16 protein-coding genes are annotated in these 16889 nt (G+C 59.1%); 10 read left to right on the forward strand and 6 right to left on the reverse strand.

The window, feature by feature from the left end; genetic code table 11:
• Positions 1 to 188: 188 nt before the first annotated feature.
• Positions 189 to 677, forward strand: coding sequence for a type II toxin-antitoxin system MqsA family antitoxin (locus PSH97_RS23035; RefSeq protein ID WP_305446827.1), 489 nt, complete (start codon positions 189 to 191; stop codon positions 675 to 677).
• A gap of 57 nt (positions 678 to 734) precedes the next feature.
• On the opposite strand, the gene PSH97_RS23040 is transcribed toward PSH97_RS23035, so the two are convergent.
• From PSH97_RS23040 to PSH97_RS23055, 4 genes are all read right to left on the reverse strand, one after another.
• On the reverse strand, positions 735 to 1499 hold the full coding sequence (locus tag PSH97_RS23040) for an amino acid ABC transporter ATP-binding protein (RefSeq protein ID WP_008053474.1): 765 nt from the start codon (positions 1497 to 1499) through the stop codon (positions 735 to 737).
• 11 nt (positions 1500 to 1510) lie between these two features.
• Positions 1511 to 2608, reverse strand: coding sequence for an amino acid ABC transporter permease (locus tag PSH97_RS23045; protein WP_305446828.1), 1098 nt, complete (start codon positions 2606 to 2608; stop codon positions 1511 to 1513).
• A gap of 10 nt (positions 2609 to 2618) precedes the next feature.
• On the reverse strand, positions 2619 to 3800 hold the full coding sequence (locus tag PSH97_RS23050) for an amino acid ABC transporter permease (RefSeq protein ID WP_305446829.1): 1182 nt from the start codon (positions 3798 to 3800) through the stop codon (positions 2619 to 2621).
• 65 nt (positions 3801 to 3865) lie between these two features.
• Positions 3866 to 4897, reverse strand: coding sequence for an amino acid ABC transporter substrate-binding protein (locus tag PSH97_RS23055; RefSeq protein ID WP_305425293.1), 1032 nt, complete (start codon positions 4895 to 4897; stop codon positions 3866 to 3868).
• Positions 4898 to 5365: 468 nt separating this feature from the next.
• Here PSH97_RS23055 and PSH97_RS23060 point away from each other — a divergent pair, with 468 nt between their 5' ends.
• The 5 genes from PSH97_RS23060 (at position 5366) to PSH97_RS23080 (ending at position 10694) form a co-directional block, all read left to right on the forward strand.
• Positions 5366 to 6022: an alpha/beta hydrolase gene (locus tag PSH97_RS23060; RefSeq protein WP_305446830.1), complete on the forward strand. Its 657-nt coding sequence runs from the start codon at positions 5366 to 5368 to the stop codon at positions 6020 to 6022.
• Between the two features lie 85 nt (positions 6023 to 6107).
• Complete coding sequence (gene rhlB / locus PSH97_RS23065) at positions 6108 to 7595, forward strand: ATP-dependent RNA helicase RhlB (protein ID WP_123358167.1); 1488 nt, start codon at positions 6108 to 6110, stop codon at positions 7593 to 7595.
• A 140-nt stretch (positions 7596 to 7735) separates the two neighbouring features.
• Positions 7736 to 8683 (forward strand): ornithine cyclodeaminase family protein, encoded by a 948-nt coding sequence (locus PSH97_RS23070; protein ID WP_305446831.1) that lies wholly within the window; start codon positions 7736 to 7738, stop codon positions 8681 to 8683.
• A 141-nt stretch (positions 8684 to 8824) separates the two neighbouring features.
• A complete protein-coding gene (locus PSH97_RS23075; protein WP_305446832.1) occupies positions 8825 to 9952 on the forward strand; it encodes an NAD(P)/FAD-dependent oxidoreductase in 1128 nt (375 codons plus the stop codon).
• Positions 9953 to 10052: 100 nt separating this feature from the next.
• Complete coding sequence (locus tag PSH97_RS23080) at positions 10053 to 10694, forward strand: helix-turn-helix transcriptional regulator (protein WP_305446833.1); 642 nt, start codon at positions 10053 to 10055, stop codon at positions 10692 to 10694.
• 124 nt (positions 10695 to 10818) lie between these two features.
• Here PSH97_RS23080 and PSH97_RS23085 read toward each other — a convergent pair whose 3' ends face one another.
• Entirely contained in the window at positions 10819 to 11595 is a 777-nt protein-coding gene (locus PSH97_RS23085; protein WP_305446834.1) for an ABC transporter substrate-binding protein, read from the reverse strand.
• Between the two features lie 238 nt (positions 11596 to 11833).
• Positions 11834 to 13015: an NO-inducible flavohemoprotein gene (hmpA, locus tag PSH97_RS23090; RefSeq protein ID WP_305446835.1), complete on the reverse strand. Its 1182-nt coding sequence runs from the start codon at positions 13013 to 13015 to the stop codon at positions 11834 to 11836.
• Positions 13016 to 13163: 148 nt separating this feature from the next.
• Between hmpA and norR the strand changes: the two genes are divergently transcribed.
• The 4 genes from norR (at position 13164) to PSH97_RS23110 (ending at position 16848) form a co-directional block, all read left to right on the forward strand.
• On the forward strand, positions 13164 to 14717 hold the full coding sequence (norR, locus tag PSH97_RS23095) for a nitric oxide reductase transcriptional regulator NorR (protein WP_305446836.1): 1554 nt from the start codon (positions 13164 to 13166) through the stop codon (positions 14715 to 14717).
• Between the two features lie 272 nt (positions 14718 to 14989).
• Positions 14990 to 15892, forward strand: coding sequence for a chemotaxis protein CheV (locus PSH97_RS23100; protein WP_305446837.1), 903 nt, complete (start codon positions 14990 to 14992; stop codon positions 15890 to 15892).
• A 27-nt stretch (positions 15893 to 15919) separates the two neighbouring features.
• A complete protein-coding gene (locus PSH97_RS23105) occupies positions 15920 to 16378 on the forward strand; it encodes a GNAT family N-acetyltransferase (RefSeq protein WP_305446838.1) in 459 nt (152 codons plus the stop codon).
• 143 nt (positions 16379 to 16521) lie between these two features.
• Entirely contained in the window at positions 16522 to 16848 is a 327-nt protein-coding gene (locus PSH97_RS23110; protein ID WP_305446839.1) for a hypothetical protein, read from the forward strand.
• The last annotated feature ends 41 nt before the right edge of the window (positions 16849 to 16889 follow it).

A 16889-nucleotide genomic window follows, 5' to 3' on the forward strand; every position in this document is an offset into this window, starting at 1 on the left:
CATGTTAGTCAGCTTTGTCCGAGAGGACAACGGGCTAAGGTCAATAGGCAAGAAAAGGAGCGGGATTTTCGATTGTTAAAATTACCCTTTAAGGGTAATTTTCATCTCAGAGTTGAAGTGATTTACATCAAAGTGACCTACTGCCCCGGCGGCGGTGCTCCGCTGGTATCCTTCAAGGAGAAAAATTCATGAAAGCACGGCAATGCATGAGCTGCGGCACTCAAAACGGAATGCAACATTTCGACGGACGCAGCCTCAGTGTGAACTACAAGCAGCTGTCACGAATGGTGCACGCTCTCTCAGGATGGGAGTGCACGTTCTGTGGTGAAATCATTTTCGACGATGCCACCGATAGTGCAGAGCGATACGTCGATGCGGGCGATCAACTGCTTCAGGACTGCTTTGAAGTGATGGGGGCCGAGATAAAACGTATCCGCCGCAAATTACACCTCACGCAGAAAGACGCGGTGAAGTTACTGTCAGGCGGTGGGCACAACGCTTTCTCCCGTTACGAGCGCGGTGAACTCGCCCCGCCTCAGCCGCTGTTTACGCTGATGCGTTTGCTGGATCGTCACCCGCATCTGATGGCCGAGGTGCACGCGCTCAGCGAGGGCACCGATTTAAAGCAGCTGTTGGCGACACGTTTTCCGGAACAAGAAACCGTCCAGACGCAATAACCCAGACAAAAATAAACCCGGAACATAGTCCGGGTTTATTTCACTGCCTGGCGTCGATCAATGCAGGATCTGGCTCAGGAACAACTTCGTACGCTCATTCTGTGGGTTATCGAAGAAGTCGTTCGGCGCAGCCTGTTCGACGATTTCCCCCTTGTCCATGAAGATCACGCGGTTGGCCACGGTACGGGCGAAACCCATTTCGTGGGTCACGCAGAGCATGGTCATGCCGTCTTCGGCCAGGCCGATCATGGTATCCAGAACCTCTTTCACCATCTCTGGGTCGAGTGCCGAAGTCGGTTCGTCGAACAGCATGATTTTCGGTTTCATGCACAGGGCACGGGCAATCGCCACACGCTGTTGCTGACCGCCGGACAGTTGCCCCGGGTATTTATGCGCCTGCTCCGGAATGCGTACGCGCTCCAGGTAATGCATGGCGATTTCTTCAGCCTTGCGCTTGGGCATCTTGCGTACCCACATCGGCGCCAGGGTGCAGTTCTGCAGGATGGTCAGGTGCGGGAACAGGTTGAAGTGCTGGAACACCATGCCGACTTCACGGCGGATCGCTTCGATCTGCTTGAGGTCGTTGGTCAGTTCCACGCCATCGACCACGATGCGGCCCTGCTGGTGTTCTTCCAGGCGATTGAGGCAACGGATGGTGGTGGATTTGCCGGAACCCGATGGGCCGCACAAAACGATACGCTCGCCTTGCTTGACGTTCAGGTTGATGTCTTTCAACACGTGGAACTGGCCGTACCACTTGTTTACGCCCTGCATCTGAATAATGCCTTCAGGGCTCACAGGCTGTTTGATCGCTTCACTCATAAACTACGCTCCTAACGCTTGTGGCCAGTGTCCAGCTTACGTTCCAAATGCATGGAGTAGCGGGACATACCAAAACAGAAAATCCAGAACACCAGGGCCGCGAACACATAGCCTTCAGTGGCCATGCCCAGCCATTTCGGGTCGGCGGCGGCTTGCTTGACGCTGTTGAGCAAGTCGAACAGGCCGATGATGATCACCAGGCTCGTGTCCTTGAACAGCGCAATGAAGGTGTTGACGATGCCAGGGATCACCAGCTTCAGGGCTTGCGGCAGAATCACCAGGCCCATGCTGCGCCAGTAACCGAGGCCCATCGCTGCAGCCGCTTCGTACTGACCTTTGGGGATCGCTTGCAGACCGCCACGCACCACTTCAGCGATGTAGGCCGACTGGAACAGGATCACGCCGATCAGCGCCCGCAGCAGTTTGTCGAAGTTCATGCCTTCGGGCAGGAACAACGGCAACATCACCGAAGACATGAACAGCACCGTGATCAACGGCACGCCGCGCCAGAATTCGATGAAGGTCACGCAGACCACCCGGATCGCCGGCATGTTCGAACGCCGGCCCAGGGCCAGAACGATACCCAGCGGCAATGCACCGACGATACCGACGGTAGCGATCACCAGGGTCAGCATCAGGCCGCCCCACTGGCTGGTCGGCACTTCGGTCAGACCAAACCAGCCACCGTGCAACAAGGTGTAGGAAATGATCGGATAAAGCACCAGAAAGCTCAGCCCGTAGACCGCCTTGCGCGGGAAGCGCGAGATGAACAACGGCGCCACACCAATCACCGCCAACCATACGGTCAGGTCCACGCGCCAGCGCAGGCCAGTCGGGTAGTAACCGTACATGAACTGGCCGAAGCGCTGCTGGATGAACACCCAGCAGGCGCCCTCCTTGGTGCAATCGGCGCGGGTGGTACCGACCCAGTTGGCATCGAGAATCGCCCAGCTCACGATAGGGGGGACTATCAGGTAAATCAGATAGAACGCGAACAGCGTCAGCAGGGTGTTGATCCAGCTGGAGAACATGTGCGCCCGCATCCACGCCACGATACCGATGCTACTGCTCGGTGGTGGCATGTCGGGTTTGAAAGTATGAGTCGTCATGCGCTTTTCCTTACCGCTCGATCAGCGCAATGCGCTTGTTGTACCAGTTCATCAGCAGGGAAATGCTGATACTGATCGCCAGGTACACGCTCATGGTGATGGCAATGACTTCGATCGCCTGCCCGGTCTGGTTCAGCACCGTACCTGCAAACAACGACACCATCTCCGGATAACCGATACCGGCCGCCAGCGAGGAGTTTTTCGCCAGGTTCAGGTATTGGCTGGTCAGCGGTGGAATGATCACACGCAGGGCTTGCGGGATGATCACCTTGCGCAGGGTCGGACCGTTGCGCAACCCCAACGAGTGCGCCGCTTCGGTCTGGCCATGGCTGACCGACTTGATACCCGAACGCACGATTTCGGCGATGAATGCCGCGGTGTACACGGTCAGCGCCAGGGTCAACGCCAACAGTTCCGGGATCAATACCCAGCCACCGACGAAGTTGAAGCCTTGCAGCGTCGGCATTTCCCAGTGCAGCGGCGCGCCGAAGATCAAGGCGCACAGCGCAGGGATTACCAGGAACAGCGCCAGGCCGACCCAGAATTTGTGGAACGGTACGCCGGTCGCTTCGAAACGCTTGTTGGCCCAGCGGCACATCAGCACGATCGCAACGATGGCCACGACGATGCTCGCCACAAACGGCCAGAAACCATCTGCAGTCAACGCTGCCGGCATGTTAAGCCCGCGGCTGCTGACGAAGAAGGTGTCGCCGAAGTTATGGCTGTTGCGTGGCCCTGGCATGGTCAGGAACACCGCGAAGTACCAGAACAGGATTTGCAGCAGCGGCGGAATGTTACGGAAGACTTCGACATAAACCGTTGCCAGCTTGGCAATGATCCAGTTCTTCGACAGCCGTGCCACACCAACGATGAAACCAAGGATCGTCGCCAGGATCACCCCGATAAAGGTGACCAGCAGGGTGTTGAGCAGGCCGATGACAAACACCCGGGCATAGCTGTCCGATTCGGTGTAGTCGATCAAGTGCTGAGCGATGCCGAAACCGGCACTGCGCTCAAGGAAGTCGAAACCCGAGGTGATGCCCCGGTGCTGGAGGTTGGTTTGCGTGTTATCGAACAAAAACCAGCCCAGCGAGACCACCGCCACAATGGTGATGATCTGGAATACCCACGCACGCACTCGTGGATCGCTGAGGCTGAGCCTCTGCTTTGGTGCGCCGATTGAATTTTGCATGAAGTGCCCCGGAAATAATGGAACAGAACATCACCCGGCGGTTGGCCCGCCGGGCGATAGAACCATCAGCGCACTGGTGGTGCGTATTGAATGCCGCCAGCGTTCCACAGGGCGTTCAGCCCGCGGTCGATTTCCAGCGGAGTTTTCTTGCCGAGGTTCTTCTCGAACACTTCGCCGTAGTTACCGACTTGCTTGACGATCTGCACGACCCAGTCTTTCTTCACTTTCAGGTCTTTGCCGTACTCGCCGTCAGAGCCCAGCAGACGAGCGACGTCCGGGTTCTTGGTGGCTTTGGCTTCGGCTTCGACGTTCGCCGAAGTGATGCCTGCTTCTTCAGCGTTGAGCATGGCGTAACCAGTCCAGCGCACGATGGCCAGCCACTCGTCGTCGCCATTACGCACGACCGGGCCCAGCGGCTCTTTGGAGATGGTTTCTGGCAGAACCACGTAGTCCTTCGGCGAGGCCAGCTTGCTGCGCTGGGCGAACAACTGGGATTTGTCGGAGGTCAGCACGTCGCAACGACCGGATTCCAGCGACTTGGCGCTTTCATCGGAGGTGTCGAAAGTGATCGGGGTGTATTTCAGACCATTGCCGCGGAAGTAGTCGGAAACGTTCAGCTCGGTGGTGGTACCGGCCTGGATGCAGATGGTCGCGCCATCCAGCTCTTTGGCGCTCTTGACGCCCAGCTTGTTGTTTACCAGGAAGCCGATGCCGTCGTAGTAAGTAATGAAGCCAGGAAACTTCAGGCCCATACCCGCGTCACGGGAACTGGTCATGGTGGTGTTACGCGACAAAATGTCGATTTCACCGGACTGCAGCGCGGTGAAGCGCTCCTTGGCGTTCAACTGGCTGAATTTGACCTTGGTCGCATCGCCGAAAACGGCAGCCGCCACAGCGCGGCAGAAGTCAGCGTCGATGCCGACGATCTTGCCGGTGGAGTCCGGAACCGAGAAGCCCGGCAGACCGTCACTCACGCCACACTGTACGAAACCTTTCTTCTGCACTGCATCCAGGGTTGCACCCGCCTGAGCGAACCCACTGACACCGAGCACTGCGGCTGCAGTCACGATGGCCAGGGTGGATTTCAATAACTTCATTCAAACCTCCAGTTTTGCTCTTGTTGTGTCGGAGCTTGAGCCCTGTCGCACCCTTATGAGGCGTTGTTGACCCGTGTTGGCTTTTTTTAGGGTCAACCGACGCAGGACCGTCGCTATGAGTCTAGTAGGAGAAAATCCACATCATGGATAACTCCCTTCTCACCAATCGGCCGAACGGGCGGTAGCCCTTTCACGTTCGCGAAGCCCGTAGCGGCCTTTGGCGAACATCCATCACCGGATTCTTTGCTATCCCATGACCAGCCATACACTGATAGTGTTACCGCCAGGCATGAGATTGGTTGCACAGGTTTCCCCATAGCAAAGCCCGTACCAGACCGCTCGCTAAAGCGATTCAGCGCAAGGTCAATAGCAAAACTTGCAACCGTGCGACATCTTCTTAACTGATCAACCCATCGCGCACTTCAACCTCGCACTTAATGAGCGCGCATGCACAACAATGGAGCAGACATGACCGAGCCCCTGATTCTTCAACCCGTCAAGCCCGCAGATGCCTGCGTAATCTGGCTGCATGGGCTGGGCGCCGACCGCTACGACTTTTTGCCGGTAGCCGAAGCGCTACAGGAAAATCTGCTCACCACCCGTTTCGTTTTGCCCCAGGCACCGACTCGCGCGGTCACCATTAACGGTGGCTACGAGATGCCAAGCTGGTACGACATATTGGCCATGAGCCCGGCGCGCGCGATCAACCGCGAGCAGCTGGAAGCGTCCGCGCAACGGGTCTTTGATTTGATCGAAGAGCAGAAGGCCAGCGGAATAGACGCCTCGCGCATCTTTCTCGCCGGGTTTTCCCAAGGAGGTGCCGTGGTGTTGCACACGGCCTTCCTGAAATGGCAGGGACCGTTGGGCGGCGTACTTGCGCTCTCGACTTATGCCCCGACCTTCAGCGATGAACTGGAGCTTTCCGCCAGTCAGCAGCGCATTCCGGTGTTGTCCTTACATGGTCAGTACGATGACGTGGTTCAAAACTCCATGGGCCGCACCGCCTACGAGTATTTAAAGCAACGTGGTGTCACCGTGACATGGCAGGAATACCCAATGGGCCACGAAGTGTTACCCGAAGAAATTCGTGACATCGGCGTCTGGCTCGCCGAGCGTTTGCGCTAAAAGCTGCCCATTGATCCATCCCACTACGCCGCGCCCGATTCTTGCATTACACTGGCCGGCGTATATTCCTTAACCAATTGATGAGATGACCGTGCTCAAAGCACTCAAGAAAATGTTCGGTAAAAGCGAGACTGAGCAGCTCGCGCCAGTCTCCAGCGCTCCTTCTCATACTCCCAGCCACCGCACCGACGGTAATCAGCCTGGCCGGACCGCAACCGTAGCGGCACCGAAACACGAGCCGGTGACCACACCGACCGCCCCCGCAGCCCCGGCCATAGCCTCTGAGCAGCCACGCAGCGAAGCCCCGAAACCGGCAAAACCGCGTCGCGAACCCAAGCCAAAAGCGCCGGTTATTCCCTGGAAACTCGAAGACTTCGTCGTCGAACCCCAGGAAGGCAAAACCCGCTTCCACGATTTCAAACTCGCCCCCGAACTGATGCACGCCATTCAGGACCTGGGCTTCCCGTATTGCACGCCGATCCAGGCGCAGGTGCTTGGCTTCACCCTCGCGGGTAAAGACGCCATCGGTCGCGCCCAGACCGGCACCGGCAAAACCGCCGCCTTCCTGATTTCGATCATCACTCAGCTGCTGCAAACCCCGCCGCCCAAAGAGCGCTACATGGGTGAACCGCGAGCACTGATCATCGCTCCGACCCGGGAACTGGTGGTGCAGATCGCCAAGGATGCAGCCGACCTGACCAAGTACACCGGCCTCAACGTCATGACATTTGTCGGTGGCATGGACTTCGACAAGCAACTCAAGCACCTCGAAGCCCGTCATTGCGACATCCTGGTGGCCACTCCAGGCCGCTTGCTCGACTTCAACCAGCGCGGCGATGTGCACCTGGACATGGTCGAAGTGATGGTGCTGGACGAAGCCGACCGGATGCTCGACATGGGTTTCATCCCGCAAGTGCGTCAGATCATTCGCCAGACTCCACCGAAGAACGAGCGTCAGACGCTGCTGTTCTCCGCAACCTTCACCGAAGACGTGATGAACCTCGCCAAGCAATGGACCACCGACCCGTCGATCGTCGAGATCGAGTCGCAGAACGTGGCCAGCGAAAACGTCGAGCAACACATCTACGCCGTCGCCGGTGCCGACAAATACAAACTGCTCTACAACCTGGTCAACGATAACGGCTGGGAACGGGTGATGGTCTTCGCCAACCGCAAGGACGAAGTGCGGCGCATCGAAGAACGCCTGGTGCGCGATGGCGTCAACGCCGCGCAACTGTCTGGCGATGTGCCGCAGCACAAGCGCATCAAGACCCTGGAAGGTTTCCGCGAAGGCAAGATCCGCGTGCTGGTGGCCACCGATGTTGCCGGTCGCGGCATTCACATCGATGGCATCAGCCACGTGATCAACTTCACCCTGCCGGAAGTCCCGGACGACTACGTACACCGCATCGGTCGTACCGGCCGTGCCGGCGCGGATGGCGTATCCATCAGTTTTGCCGGTGAAGACGACTCCTACCAGCTACCGTCCATCGAGGCGCTGCTGGGTCGCAAGATCAGTTGTGAAACGCCACCGACGCATCTGCTGCGAGCGGTTGAGCGCAAGCGCCCGTAACCCAGGCCTTTCAGAAAGAGGCGCAGCCGGAAACGGACTGCGCTTTTTTTTCGTCCGGCTTTTTTCAACAGGAGCTTGCTAGAGACAACTAAAAGTCCATAATGGACAAATTAGTTTACTTTCAGCGCCCGGAGCCGACCATGCCCAGCACGCCTTACGTGATCACCCAACCCCAGGCCCGCGAACTGTTGGCGCAAATCGACGTACCGCAGATCCTGCGCAAGCTGTTCCGCGACCTGGCCGCCGGACAAGCCGTGCAGCCGGCACAACAGCTGGTGGAATTCCCGAAGGGTGCCGGGGACTTCATCAACTACCTGGGGGTGCTGGCCGAAGACGGGGTGTATGGCGTCAAGACGTCGCCTTACATCGTGCGCGAGCAAGGCCCGCTGGTAACCGCCTGGACGCTGCTGATGTCGATGCAGACCGGCCAGCCGCTGCTGCTCTGCGATGCTGGTGAATTGACCACGGCTCGCACCGCCGCGACGACGGCGGTGGCGGTCGACACCCTCGCGCCGTTGAAGGCCCAGCGCCTGGCAATCATCGGCAGCGGCAAGGTGGCCCAGGCGCACCTGCACTACGTCAAGGGCCTGCGAGACTGGCAAAGCATCAGCCTCTATTCACCGAGCCTGAATGGCAAGAACGCCGAAGCGCTGGCCCAACTCAAAAGCCTCGACCCGCGGCTGACCCTCGCCGACAGTTGCGAAGCCACGATTCAAGACGCCGACGTGATCATGCTCTGCACTTCGTCCGCCGGTCCGGTGATCGACCCGTCGAACTTAAGCAACCCGGCGCTGATCACCTCCATCAGCACCAACGCCCCACGCGCTCATGAAGTGCCGCCGCAGAGCCTCAATGACATGCAGGTGTTCTGTGACTATCGTCAAACCACCCCGGGCTCGGCCGGTGAAATGCTGATCGCCAGTGAGCAGCATGGCTGGGACGAGCGTTCGATTGTCGGCGACCTGCCTGATCTGCTCAGCGAAAAAGTGCAGCGCCCCGACTACGACCGCTCAGTGTTCTTCCGCTCCATCGGCCTGGGCCTGGAAGACATCGCACTGGCCAATGCCCTTTACCAATTACAGCGCTAACACCACAACCCTGTGGGAGCGGGCTTGCCCGCGATGCAGGCGCCGCGCTCTGTCAGGCACACCGCGGTGATGCCATCGCGGGCAAGCCCGGCTCCCACTTTATCTATAACCATGACATTTGCGCCCCCACAGGAGACGTTCATGAGCCAGGCAGATTTCATCATCATCGGCGGCGGGATTGCCGGCGCTTCCACCGGTTTCTGGCTGTCGCAGCATGGGCGGGTGATTGTGCTCGAACGCGAATCCCATCCGGCCTATCACTCCACCGGACGCTCGGCGGCGCTGTTCACCGCCGCCTACGGTACGCCGCAGGTTCGGGCATTGACCCAGGCCAGTCGCGACTTCTTCGACGCACCGCCGCCCGGTTTCTGCGAACACCCGCTGCTGACCCCGCGCGGCGAGATGACCGTCGACTTCACCGGCGATCCGGCCGAGCTGAGCAATCAATACCTGAGCGCCAAAGCCACGGTGCCGCAAATGCAACGGCTCAGCGCCGACGAAGCCTGCGCGCGCCTGCCGATCCTGCGCCGGGAAAAAGTCCATGGCGCGATCTACGACCCGACCGCTAGCGACATCGACACCGACGCTCTGCACCAGGGCTATCTGCGCGGTATCCGGCGCAATAAAGGTGAAGTTCATACCGACAGCGAAGTGCTGAGCCTGAGCCGTGATGCCGAAGGGCAGTGGCAAGTTCAAACCAACACTCAGACCTTCAGCGCTCCAATCATCATCAACGCCGCCGGCGCCTGGGCTGACAAGATTGGCGAATTGGCCGGCGCCAAGCCGCTGGGTTTGCAACCCAAGCGCCGGGCAGCCTTTATCTTTGCCGGCCCCGAGGGTCTGGATATCCATGACTGGCCAATGCTGGTCAGCCTCGACGAATCCTTCTATATGAAGCCCGACGCCGGCATGTTCCTTGGCTCACCGGCCAACGCCGACCCGGTAGAACCGCACGACGTGCAGCCCGAAGAACTGGACATCGCCATGGGAATTTACCAGATCGAAGAAGCCACCACTCTGACCATCCGCCGCCCGACCCGCACATGGGCCGGCCTGCGCAGTTTCGTGCGCGACGGGGATTTGCTGTCAGGCTTCGATCAGCAGGTGCCGGGGCTGTATTGGGTCGCGGCGCAAGGCGGCTACGGCATCCAGACGTCGCCGGCTATGGGCCAGGCCAGCGCTGCCCTGATACGCGGTGAAGCCTTGCCCGAGCAGCTCACCCGTTTCGGACTGGACGCCGGAATGCTCTCCCCCGCCCGCCTGGGCTGATCCTGATCCTGCCCCCTCAGGTGACGTGTCCACACGATTGCGGCAAACTTCCAGTGCCCCTTTTTTAACGGGGCGCTGACGCTGCCTGGAGTTCCACTGTATGAACGCACCTGAAAAAGACTCGGCCCTGGACGCTACGTCCATGGACAACTTCCGCGCGATTGCCGATGCGATCGCCACGTTGTTCTTCCCTCACGCCGAGGTGGTGCTGCATGACCTGCGCACGCAAAAGGTCGATTACATCGCCAACAACCTGTCCAAACGGGAAATCGGCGACGACTCATCGCTGGAAGACATGCTCAGTGAAGAGGTCAGTGAACGAAACATCGGGCCGTACGAAAAGCTCAACTGGGACGGCCAGAAAATTCGCAGCCTCAGCAGCGTACTGCGTGACAGCAAGGGTCGTCCGCTGGCGGTGCTGTGCATCAACCTGAATATCTCGCTGTTCGAGAACGCGAAAGCGGCGCTGGATTTGTTCCTGTCGCCGACCAAGCTGATCCCGCAACCGGACTCACTGTTTCGCGATGACTGGCAGGAACGGATCAACACCTTTCTGCACGCCTGGCTGCGCGAACGTCAGTTGAGCCTGAACGTGCTGACCCGCGACCACAAACGAGAACTGGTGCTGGCGCTGCACGCCGAAGGCGCCTTCAAAGGCAAAAGCGCCTCCAACTATGTGGCCAATGTGCTGAACATGGGGCGGGCGACGGTTTACAAGCATTTGAAGGAATTGAAGGGCTAAAGATTTGTAGTGATTGTTCCGGCCTCATCGCGGGCAAGCCCGCTCCCACAGGGTCCGTGTCGTGCACAAAACATGAGTACACCGCAGAACCTGTGGGAGCGGGCTTGCTCGCGAAAGCGATTAATCAGTCGCCGTAGATATCCGACTTGAAATACTTCTGCGAAATCTTCTGGTACTCGCCATTGGCGCGAATCTCATCGATCGCCTTGTTCAGATCCGCCACCAACTGCGTATTGCCCTTGCGCACGGCAATCCCGGCGCCCTCGCCCACGTATTTCGGATCCTTGAGTTCCGGCCCGACAAAAGCGTAACCGGCGCCACGCGGCATCGACAGGAAGTCACTCAACGGGATGGTGTCGGCAAAAATCGCATCGAGACGACCGGCCGCCAGATCCATGTAGATTTCTTCGTTGTTGCCGTAGCGCTTGACGTTGATGCCCTTGGGCTCGAAAACCTCGGTGGCGTAACGGTCGGTGGTGGTTGCGCGTTGCACGCCGACATTCTTGCCCTTGAGGCTGGCGTACTGGTCATCCACCACTGCGCCGTCCTTCATCACCAGACGCGATGAGGTGAAGTAATACTTGTGAGTGAAATCCACCGATTTTTTACGGTCTTCGTTGATGGTCATGGACGACAGCGCCATGTCAATTTTCTTCACTTTCAGGGAAGGAATCAGACCGTCGAACTCGCCTTCGACCCACTCACACTTGACCTTCATCTGCGCGCACAGGGCATTGCCGATGTCGTAGTCGAAACCGACTATTTTGCCTTCCTGGGTTTTGGACGCGAACGGCGGATAAGCCGCTTCGATGCCGATGCGCAGGTTTTTCTCGGCGGCGAACAAGCTACTGCACGCCAACAGGCTCACGGCCAGACCGGTGATGAGGGGGAATTTCTTCATATTCGTTCTCTCGCGGGTTGTTGTTGGTTTGGCAAGACAGAAGAAAAAAGCTGAAGCGGGGCAAACACCTTTTTTGTACTTAGAATTCCATACTGGACTTTTATGTATTTTCCGTCAATCAGGCAGACAACCTCATACCCGGCCTCTGGTCGGGTGCTAGCCAAATGCAAAAAAGGCCGGGTCGGTGCTTCGCGAACAAGCGAAACACCGACCCGGCCCTCAGAAACCGCCCGGGCAGTTATTCCAGCGCGGCAGCCGGCCCGAAGAATTCGTAACGGCTTTGCTTCTCAGGCACACCCAAAGCCTTGAGGTGACGCTTGATCGCCGCCATGAAGCCTTTAGGCCCCAGGAAGTACGCATCCACGTCACGCTGTTCCGGCATCCACTCGCCGAGTTGCTCCTGGCTCAACAGGCCAACCTTGTCCGCCGCCGGGCTGACGCCATCGTCTTCGGCATAGCAATAAAAACGCTTGAGCTGTGGATGACGCTCGGCTAGCCCATCAATCAAGTCACGGAAGGCATGCACACTACCGTTGCGCGCGCAGTGGATAAAGTGCACCGGCCGCTCGGTCGCCAGCGCCGCTTCGAGCATCGGCAGTGTCGGGGTGATACCCACACCGCCACTGATCAGCACCAGCGGTTTGTCGCTGGCGGTCAGGGTGAAATCGCCCGCTGGCGGGAACAGCAGGATGCTCGAGCCGACGTGCAGTTGATCGTGCAAATGGTTGGAAGCGCGGCCACCGGTTTCGCGCTTGACGCTGATACGGTACTGGCCCTTGTTGGCCAGCGCCGACAGCGAATAGTTACGCCGAATTTCTTCGCCATCGAGGATCAGTTTCATGCCGATGTACTGGCCAGGCTCTGCCGCGAGAATCGGGCCTTTGTCCGCCGGTTCGAAGTAAAACGAGGTGATTTCCGCGCTCTCCTCGACCTTGGCCGCCACGATGAATTCCCGCGCGCCACGCCAGCCGCCCGGCGCCTGTGCTTTCTGGGCGTAGATGCTGGCTTCGGCGCCGATCAGGATCTCGGCCAATTGACCGTAGGCCGCGCCCCAGGCACTCATCACTTCGGGCGTGGCGATCTCTTCGCCCAGCACTTCGGAAATTGCTCGCAACAAGCAGCTACCCACGATCGGGTAATGTTCCGGGAGGATTTGCAGGGCCACGTGCTTGTTGATGATCTTGGCCACCAGGTCGCCCAACTGATCAAGCTGGTCGATGTGCCGCGCATACATCAACACACCGTTGGCCAGGGCGCGAGGCTGATCGCCGCTGGCCTGGTGGGCCTGGTTGAACAGCGGGCGGACTTCCGGGTATTCGGAGAGCATCATGCGATAGAAGTGAGTGATCAACGCTTCGCCGCCGCTTTCCAGCAACGGCACGGTGGACTTGACGATGGCACGGTCTTGAACGCTAAGCATAAAGGGCGACTCCTGAGCTTTATGTGAATACCCTTTACCTATCAGTTTCCATGCCAACAATTAAAACGTTATAAATCAACTAGTTAATAACAAAGTAGTCATATAGACATACGAGGCTTTATAGTCACACCGACTACACGGAGTCATTATGACTGCAAAATTATTGCTCACGACCCTCCTCCCCCTGGTCTCCGACCTGTCCCGCGAATTGCCCGAAAGCGAGCGCTACCGACGCCTGCTCGAAGCCATGCGCGCCCTGCTCCCTTGCGACGCCGCGGCCCTGCTGCGACTCGACGGTGAGTGGCTGGTGCCGCTGGCCGTGGATGGGTTGAGCACCGACACCCTCGGTCGACGTTTCAAGATCAGTGAACATCCGCGCTTCGAAGCGTTGCTCAGCAGTCCCGGCCCGACTCGCTTCGCCGCCGACAGCGAGTTGCCCGATCCTTATGATGGCCTGATCGATGGTCTGCACGATCACCTGGAAGTCCACGACTGCATGGGCTGCCCGTTGTTTATCGACGAGCGCCCGTGGGGTTTGCTGACCCTCGACGCGCTCGACCCTGAACGTTTCGAACCGATCGAACTGGACGCCCTGCAAGCCTTCGCCAGCCTCGCCGCCGCCACGGTCAACGCCGCCGAGCGCATCGAACGGCTGGCCAATCGCGCCGAAGACGAACATCAGCGCGCCGAGGTTTACCGTCAGGCCAGCGGCCAGCAGACCCGCGAAATGATCGGCCAGAGCAAGGCTTACAAACGCCTGGTGGAAGAAATCAACCTGGTGGGCGGCAGCGATCTGACGGTGCTGATCACCGGCGAAACCGGGGTCGGCAAAGAGTTGGTGGCCCAGGCTATCCACGCGGCGTCCCCACGGGCCGACAAACCGATCATCAGCCTCAACTGCGCCGCTCTGCCGGACACCCTGGTAGAGAGCGAACTGTTCGGCCACGTGCGTGGTGCCTTCACCGGCGCGACGAATGATCGGCGCGGCAAGTTCGAATTGGCCAATGGCGGCACCTTGTTTCTCGATGAGGTCGGCGAACTGTCGCTAACGGTGCAGGCCAAATTATTGAGGGTGTTGCAGAGCGGGCAATTGCAGCGCCTGGGCTCAGACAAGGAACATCAGGTCGACGTGCGATTGATCGCGGCGACCAACCGCGACCTGGCTGAAGAAGTGCGCAGCGGTCGCTACCGTGCCGACTTCTATCATCGCCTGAGCGTTTACCCGCTACTGGTGCCCGCACTGCGGGATCGCGGTCGGGATGTGCTGCTGCTCAGCGGCTACTTCCTGGAGCAAAACCGCTCACGCATGGGCCTCAACAGCCTGCGCCTGACCAGCGATGCGCAAGCGGCATTATTGTCGTATGACTGGCCGGGGAACGTGCGGGAGTTGGAGCATTTGATTGGCCGTAGTGCGTTGAAGGCGTTGGGCAACTGCAAGCAACGGCCGAAGATTCTCAGTTTGAGTGCGGCGGATCTGGACTTGCCCAATGGCAGCGTTGAAACCGCACCAGAACCGGTGGATGCTGCACCGGCGGCGATGTTGGTTTCAGGGGATTTGCGTGAGGCCACCGAGCATTATCAGCGCCAACTGATCAGCGCGTGCCTGGAACGGCACCAGAACAACTGGGCCAGCGCGGCGCGGGAGCTGGGTCTGGATCGGGCGAACCTTGGACGGATGGCCAAGCGGCTTGGCATGAAATAATGCGATCCCCTGTAGCAGCTGCCGAAGGCTGCGTTCGAGGACGAAGTCCTCGCCAAACCGGTCACCGCCTTGTACCTGGATATGTCTCATGCGCAGGTTCTACGACTGCTTCGCAGCCGAACGCAGCCTTCGGCAGCTGCTACAAAGATCGCGTTGGTCGTTATGCTGGGGGATTACCCCTAAAGCCTACCCTCAACAAGTCGATAACCCGGCATCGATAGCTGTTGGCGATCTTCAAAATCGCCCATCACCTTTTTCCACAGAAGGTTTTTATGTCTTCCAACAAAGCCCGCGCAGATTCACTTTCGCTTCTGCTGTTTACCTTGCGCAGCGGCAAGCTGATGGCGATCAACCTGCTGAAAGTCAGCGAAATCATCCCCTGCCCGCCGCTGACCAAGCTGCCGGAGTCGCACCCCCACGTCAAAGGCATCGCCACCCTGCGCGGTGCGTCGTTGTCAGTGATCGACCTGAGCCGCGCCATCGGCGAGCGACCGCTGGAAGACCCGAACGGTGGCTGCCTGATCGTCACCGACGTCAGCCGCTCCAAGCAGGGCCTGCACGTTCAGGCGGTGAGCAAAATCGTCCACTGCCTGACCACGGACATCAAACCGCCGCCCTTCGGCTCCGGCGGCGTGCGTTCGTACATCACCGGCGTGACCTCGGTCGACGGCACGCTGGTGCAGGTGCTGGACATCGAAAAGGTCATCCACGGCATCGCTCCGGCGCAGATCGAAACGGCCCCGACCGAGCTGAGCATGGAAGACGCCGAAGTACTGGGCAACGCGCGGATTCTGGTGGTTGATGACAGCCAGGTCGCCCTGCAACAATCGGTGCACACCCTGCGCAACCTCGGCCTGCAATGCCACACCGCTCGCAGCGCCAAGGAAGCCATCGACTGCCTGCTGGACCTGCAAGGCACCGCCCAGCAAATCAACCTGATCGTCTCCGATATCGAAATGTCGGAAATGGACGGCTATGCGCTCACCCGCACATTGCGCGAAACGCCAGACTTCTCGCACCTCTATGTGTTGCTGCATACCTCGCTGGACAGCGCGATGAACAGCGAGAAGGCCCGACTGGCGGGGGCGAACGCGGTGCTGACCAAATTTTCCTCGCCGGAACTGACCAAATGCCTGATCGCGGCGGCCAAGGCCGTCGCCGAACAAGGTCACTGAGTTTTGGCCGAGAACTTTTGTTTTCTGATGCGGCGCAACCTCGCTGAGGATGTGCCACCTTTCACTTGGCCAAATGGCATTGAGTTGACCCGGTACCGCCCTGAACTCGCCGAAGCCGTTCATCACCTGATGGAACTGGGCTATCGGGAAGGCAGCGGTCGCGTACCGGCGCTGGAGGTCTGGCAACAGCGTTTCGAAACCGATCCTGAATACGATCCGACCCTGTGCTTCATTGCCCTGGATGCCGAAGGTATCGTCGGTGTTGCCCAATGCTGGACCAGCGCTTACATCAAGAGCCTGGTGGTGCACCCGCGCGCTCAAGGCCTCGGACTTGGCCGTGCGCTGCTGTTGAATGCTTTCAACGTGTTTCAGCAACGTCGCGAAGGCTTTGTGGATCTGAAGGTGCTGGAAAACAACCTTCGAGCCCAGCGTTTGTATGAAAGTGCCGGGATGTATGTGGTCCGCCGGGAACCGGTTCCAACCTGACACACCGCATCGCGAGCAGGCTCGCACACAGGATGTCACCGTCCATGTGGGAGCGAGCCTGCTCGCGAAGGGGCCGACGCATTCACCTCAAACCATCAGGCATACTCCGACCTCGGCCACTACACGCCAAGGATGCCCAAACCATGAAAGCCACAACCTTGACCTTCCTCTGCCTCACCACCCTCGCCACCCAAGCCCACGCCTCCAGCCCCGACGCCTGGGCTACCTACGACAAAGCCGTGCTCGCCAGTTGCACCAAAACCAGCGGTCTGAAGAATGTCAAACCCGTTGGCAACGCCGCGCAGTTCGATGACCGGGTCGGTTATACCGCGCTCCTGCTGCAAGGCCAGTACCCGCAAAAACACATGAAAGGCCAGCAAGGCACCGAACTGTGCCTCTACAACAAGAAAAGCAAAACCGCCTACGTGACCGAGTGGGATTCCATCCGCCCAACAGCAACAGCGCAGTGAATGGCGCATAACTTGCTTCGGCACAGGCCTTTGCGGTGGCT

The sequence above is a fragment of the Pseudomonas cucumis genome (assembly GCF_030687935.1).
GTDB lineage: Bacteria > Pseudomonadota > Gammaproteobacteria > Pseudomonadales > Pseudomonadaceae > Aquipseudomonas > Aquipseudomonas cucumis.

What these genes read in the sequence shown, in the direction of transcription:
- PSH97_RS23045 (WP_305446828.1), bottom strand. Translation starts at nt 2,608, where the DNA reads ATGACGACTCATACTTTCAAACCCGACATGCCACCACCGAGCAGTAGC.
- PSH97_RS23105 (WP_305446838.1), top strand. Translation starts at nt 15,920, where the DNA reads ATGCGGCGCAACCTCGCTGAGGATGTGCCACCTTTCACTTGGCCAAAT.
- norR (WP_305446836.1), top strand. Translation starts at nt 13,164, where the DNA reads ATGACTGCAAAATTATTGCTCACGACCCTCCTCCCCCTGGTCTCCGAC.
- PSH97_RS23110 (WP_305446839.1), top strand. Translation starts at nt 16,522, where the DNA reads ATGAAAGCCACAACCTTGACCTTCCTCTGCCTCACCACCCTCGCCACC.
- PSH97_RS23085 (WP_305446834.1), bottom strand. Translation starts at nt 11,595, where the DNA reads ATGAAGAAATTCCCCCTCATCACCGGTCTGGCCGTGAGCCTGTTGGCG.
- PSH97_RS23055 (WP_305425293.1), bottom strand. Translation starts at nt 4,897, where the DNA reads ATGAAGTTATTGAAATCCACCCTGGCCATCGTGACTGCAGCCGCAGTG.
- PSH97_RS23035 (WP_305446827.1), top strand. Translation starts at nt 189, where the DNA reads ATGAAAGCACGGCAATGCATGAGCTGCGGCACTCAAAACGGAATGCAA.
- PSH97_RS23080 (WP_305446833.1), top strand. Translation starts at nt 10,053, where the DNA reads ATGAACGCACCTGAAAAAGACTCGGCCCTGGACGCTACGTCCATGGAC.
- PSH97_RS23100 (WP_305446837.1), top strand. Translation starts at nt 14,990, where the DNA reads ATGTCTTCCAACAAAGCCCGCGCAGATTCACTTTCGCTTCTGCTGTTT.
- PSH97_RS23050 (WP_305446829.1), bottom strand. Translation starts at nt 3,800, where the DNA reads ATGCAAAATTCAATCGGCGCACCAAAGCAGAGGCTCAGCCTCAGCGAT.
- hmpA (WP_305446835.1), bottom strand. Translation starts at nt 13,015, where the DNA reads ATGCTTAGCGTTCAAGACCGTGCCATCGTCAAGTCCACCGTGCCGTTG.
- PSH97_RS23070 (WP_305446831.1), top strand. Translation starts at nt 7,736, where the DNA reads ATGCCCAGCACGCCTTACGTGATCACCCAACCCCAGGCCCGCGAACTG.
- PSH97_RS23040 (WP_008053474.1), bottom strand. Translation starts at nt 1,499, where the DNA reads ATGAGTGAAGCGATCAAACAGCCTGTGAGCCCTGAAGGCATTATTCAG.
- rhlB (WP_123358167.1), top strand. Translation starts at nt 6,108, where the DNA reads ATGACCGTGCTCAAAGCACTCAAGAAAATGTTCGGTAAAAGCGAGACT.
- PSH97_RS23060 (WP_305446830.1), top strand. Translation starts at nt 5,366, where the DNA reads ATGACCGAGCCCCTGATTCTTCAACCCGTCAAGCCCGCAGATGCCTGC.
- PSH97_RS23075 (WP_305446832.1), top strand. Translation starts at nt 8,825, where the DNA reads ATGAGCCAGGCAGATTTCATCATCATCGGCGGCGGGATTGCCGGCGCT.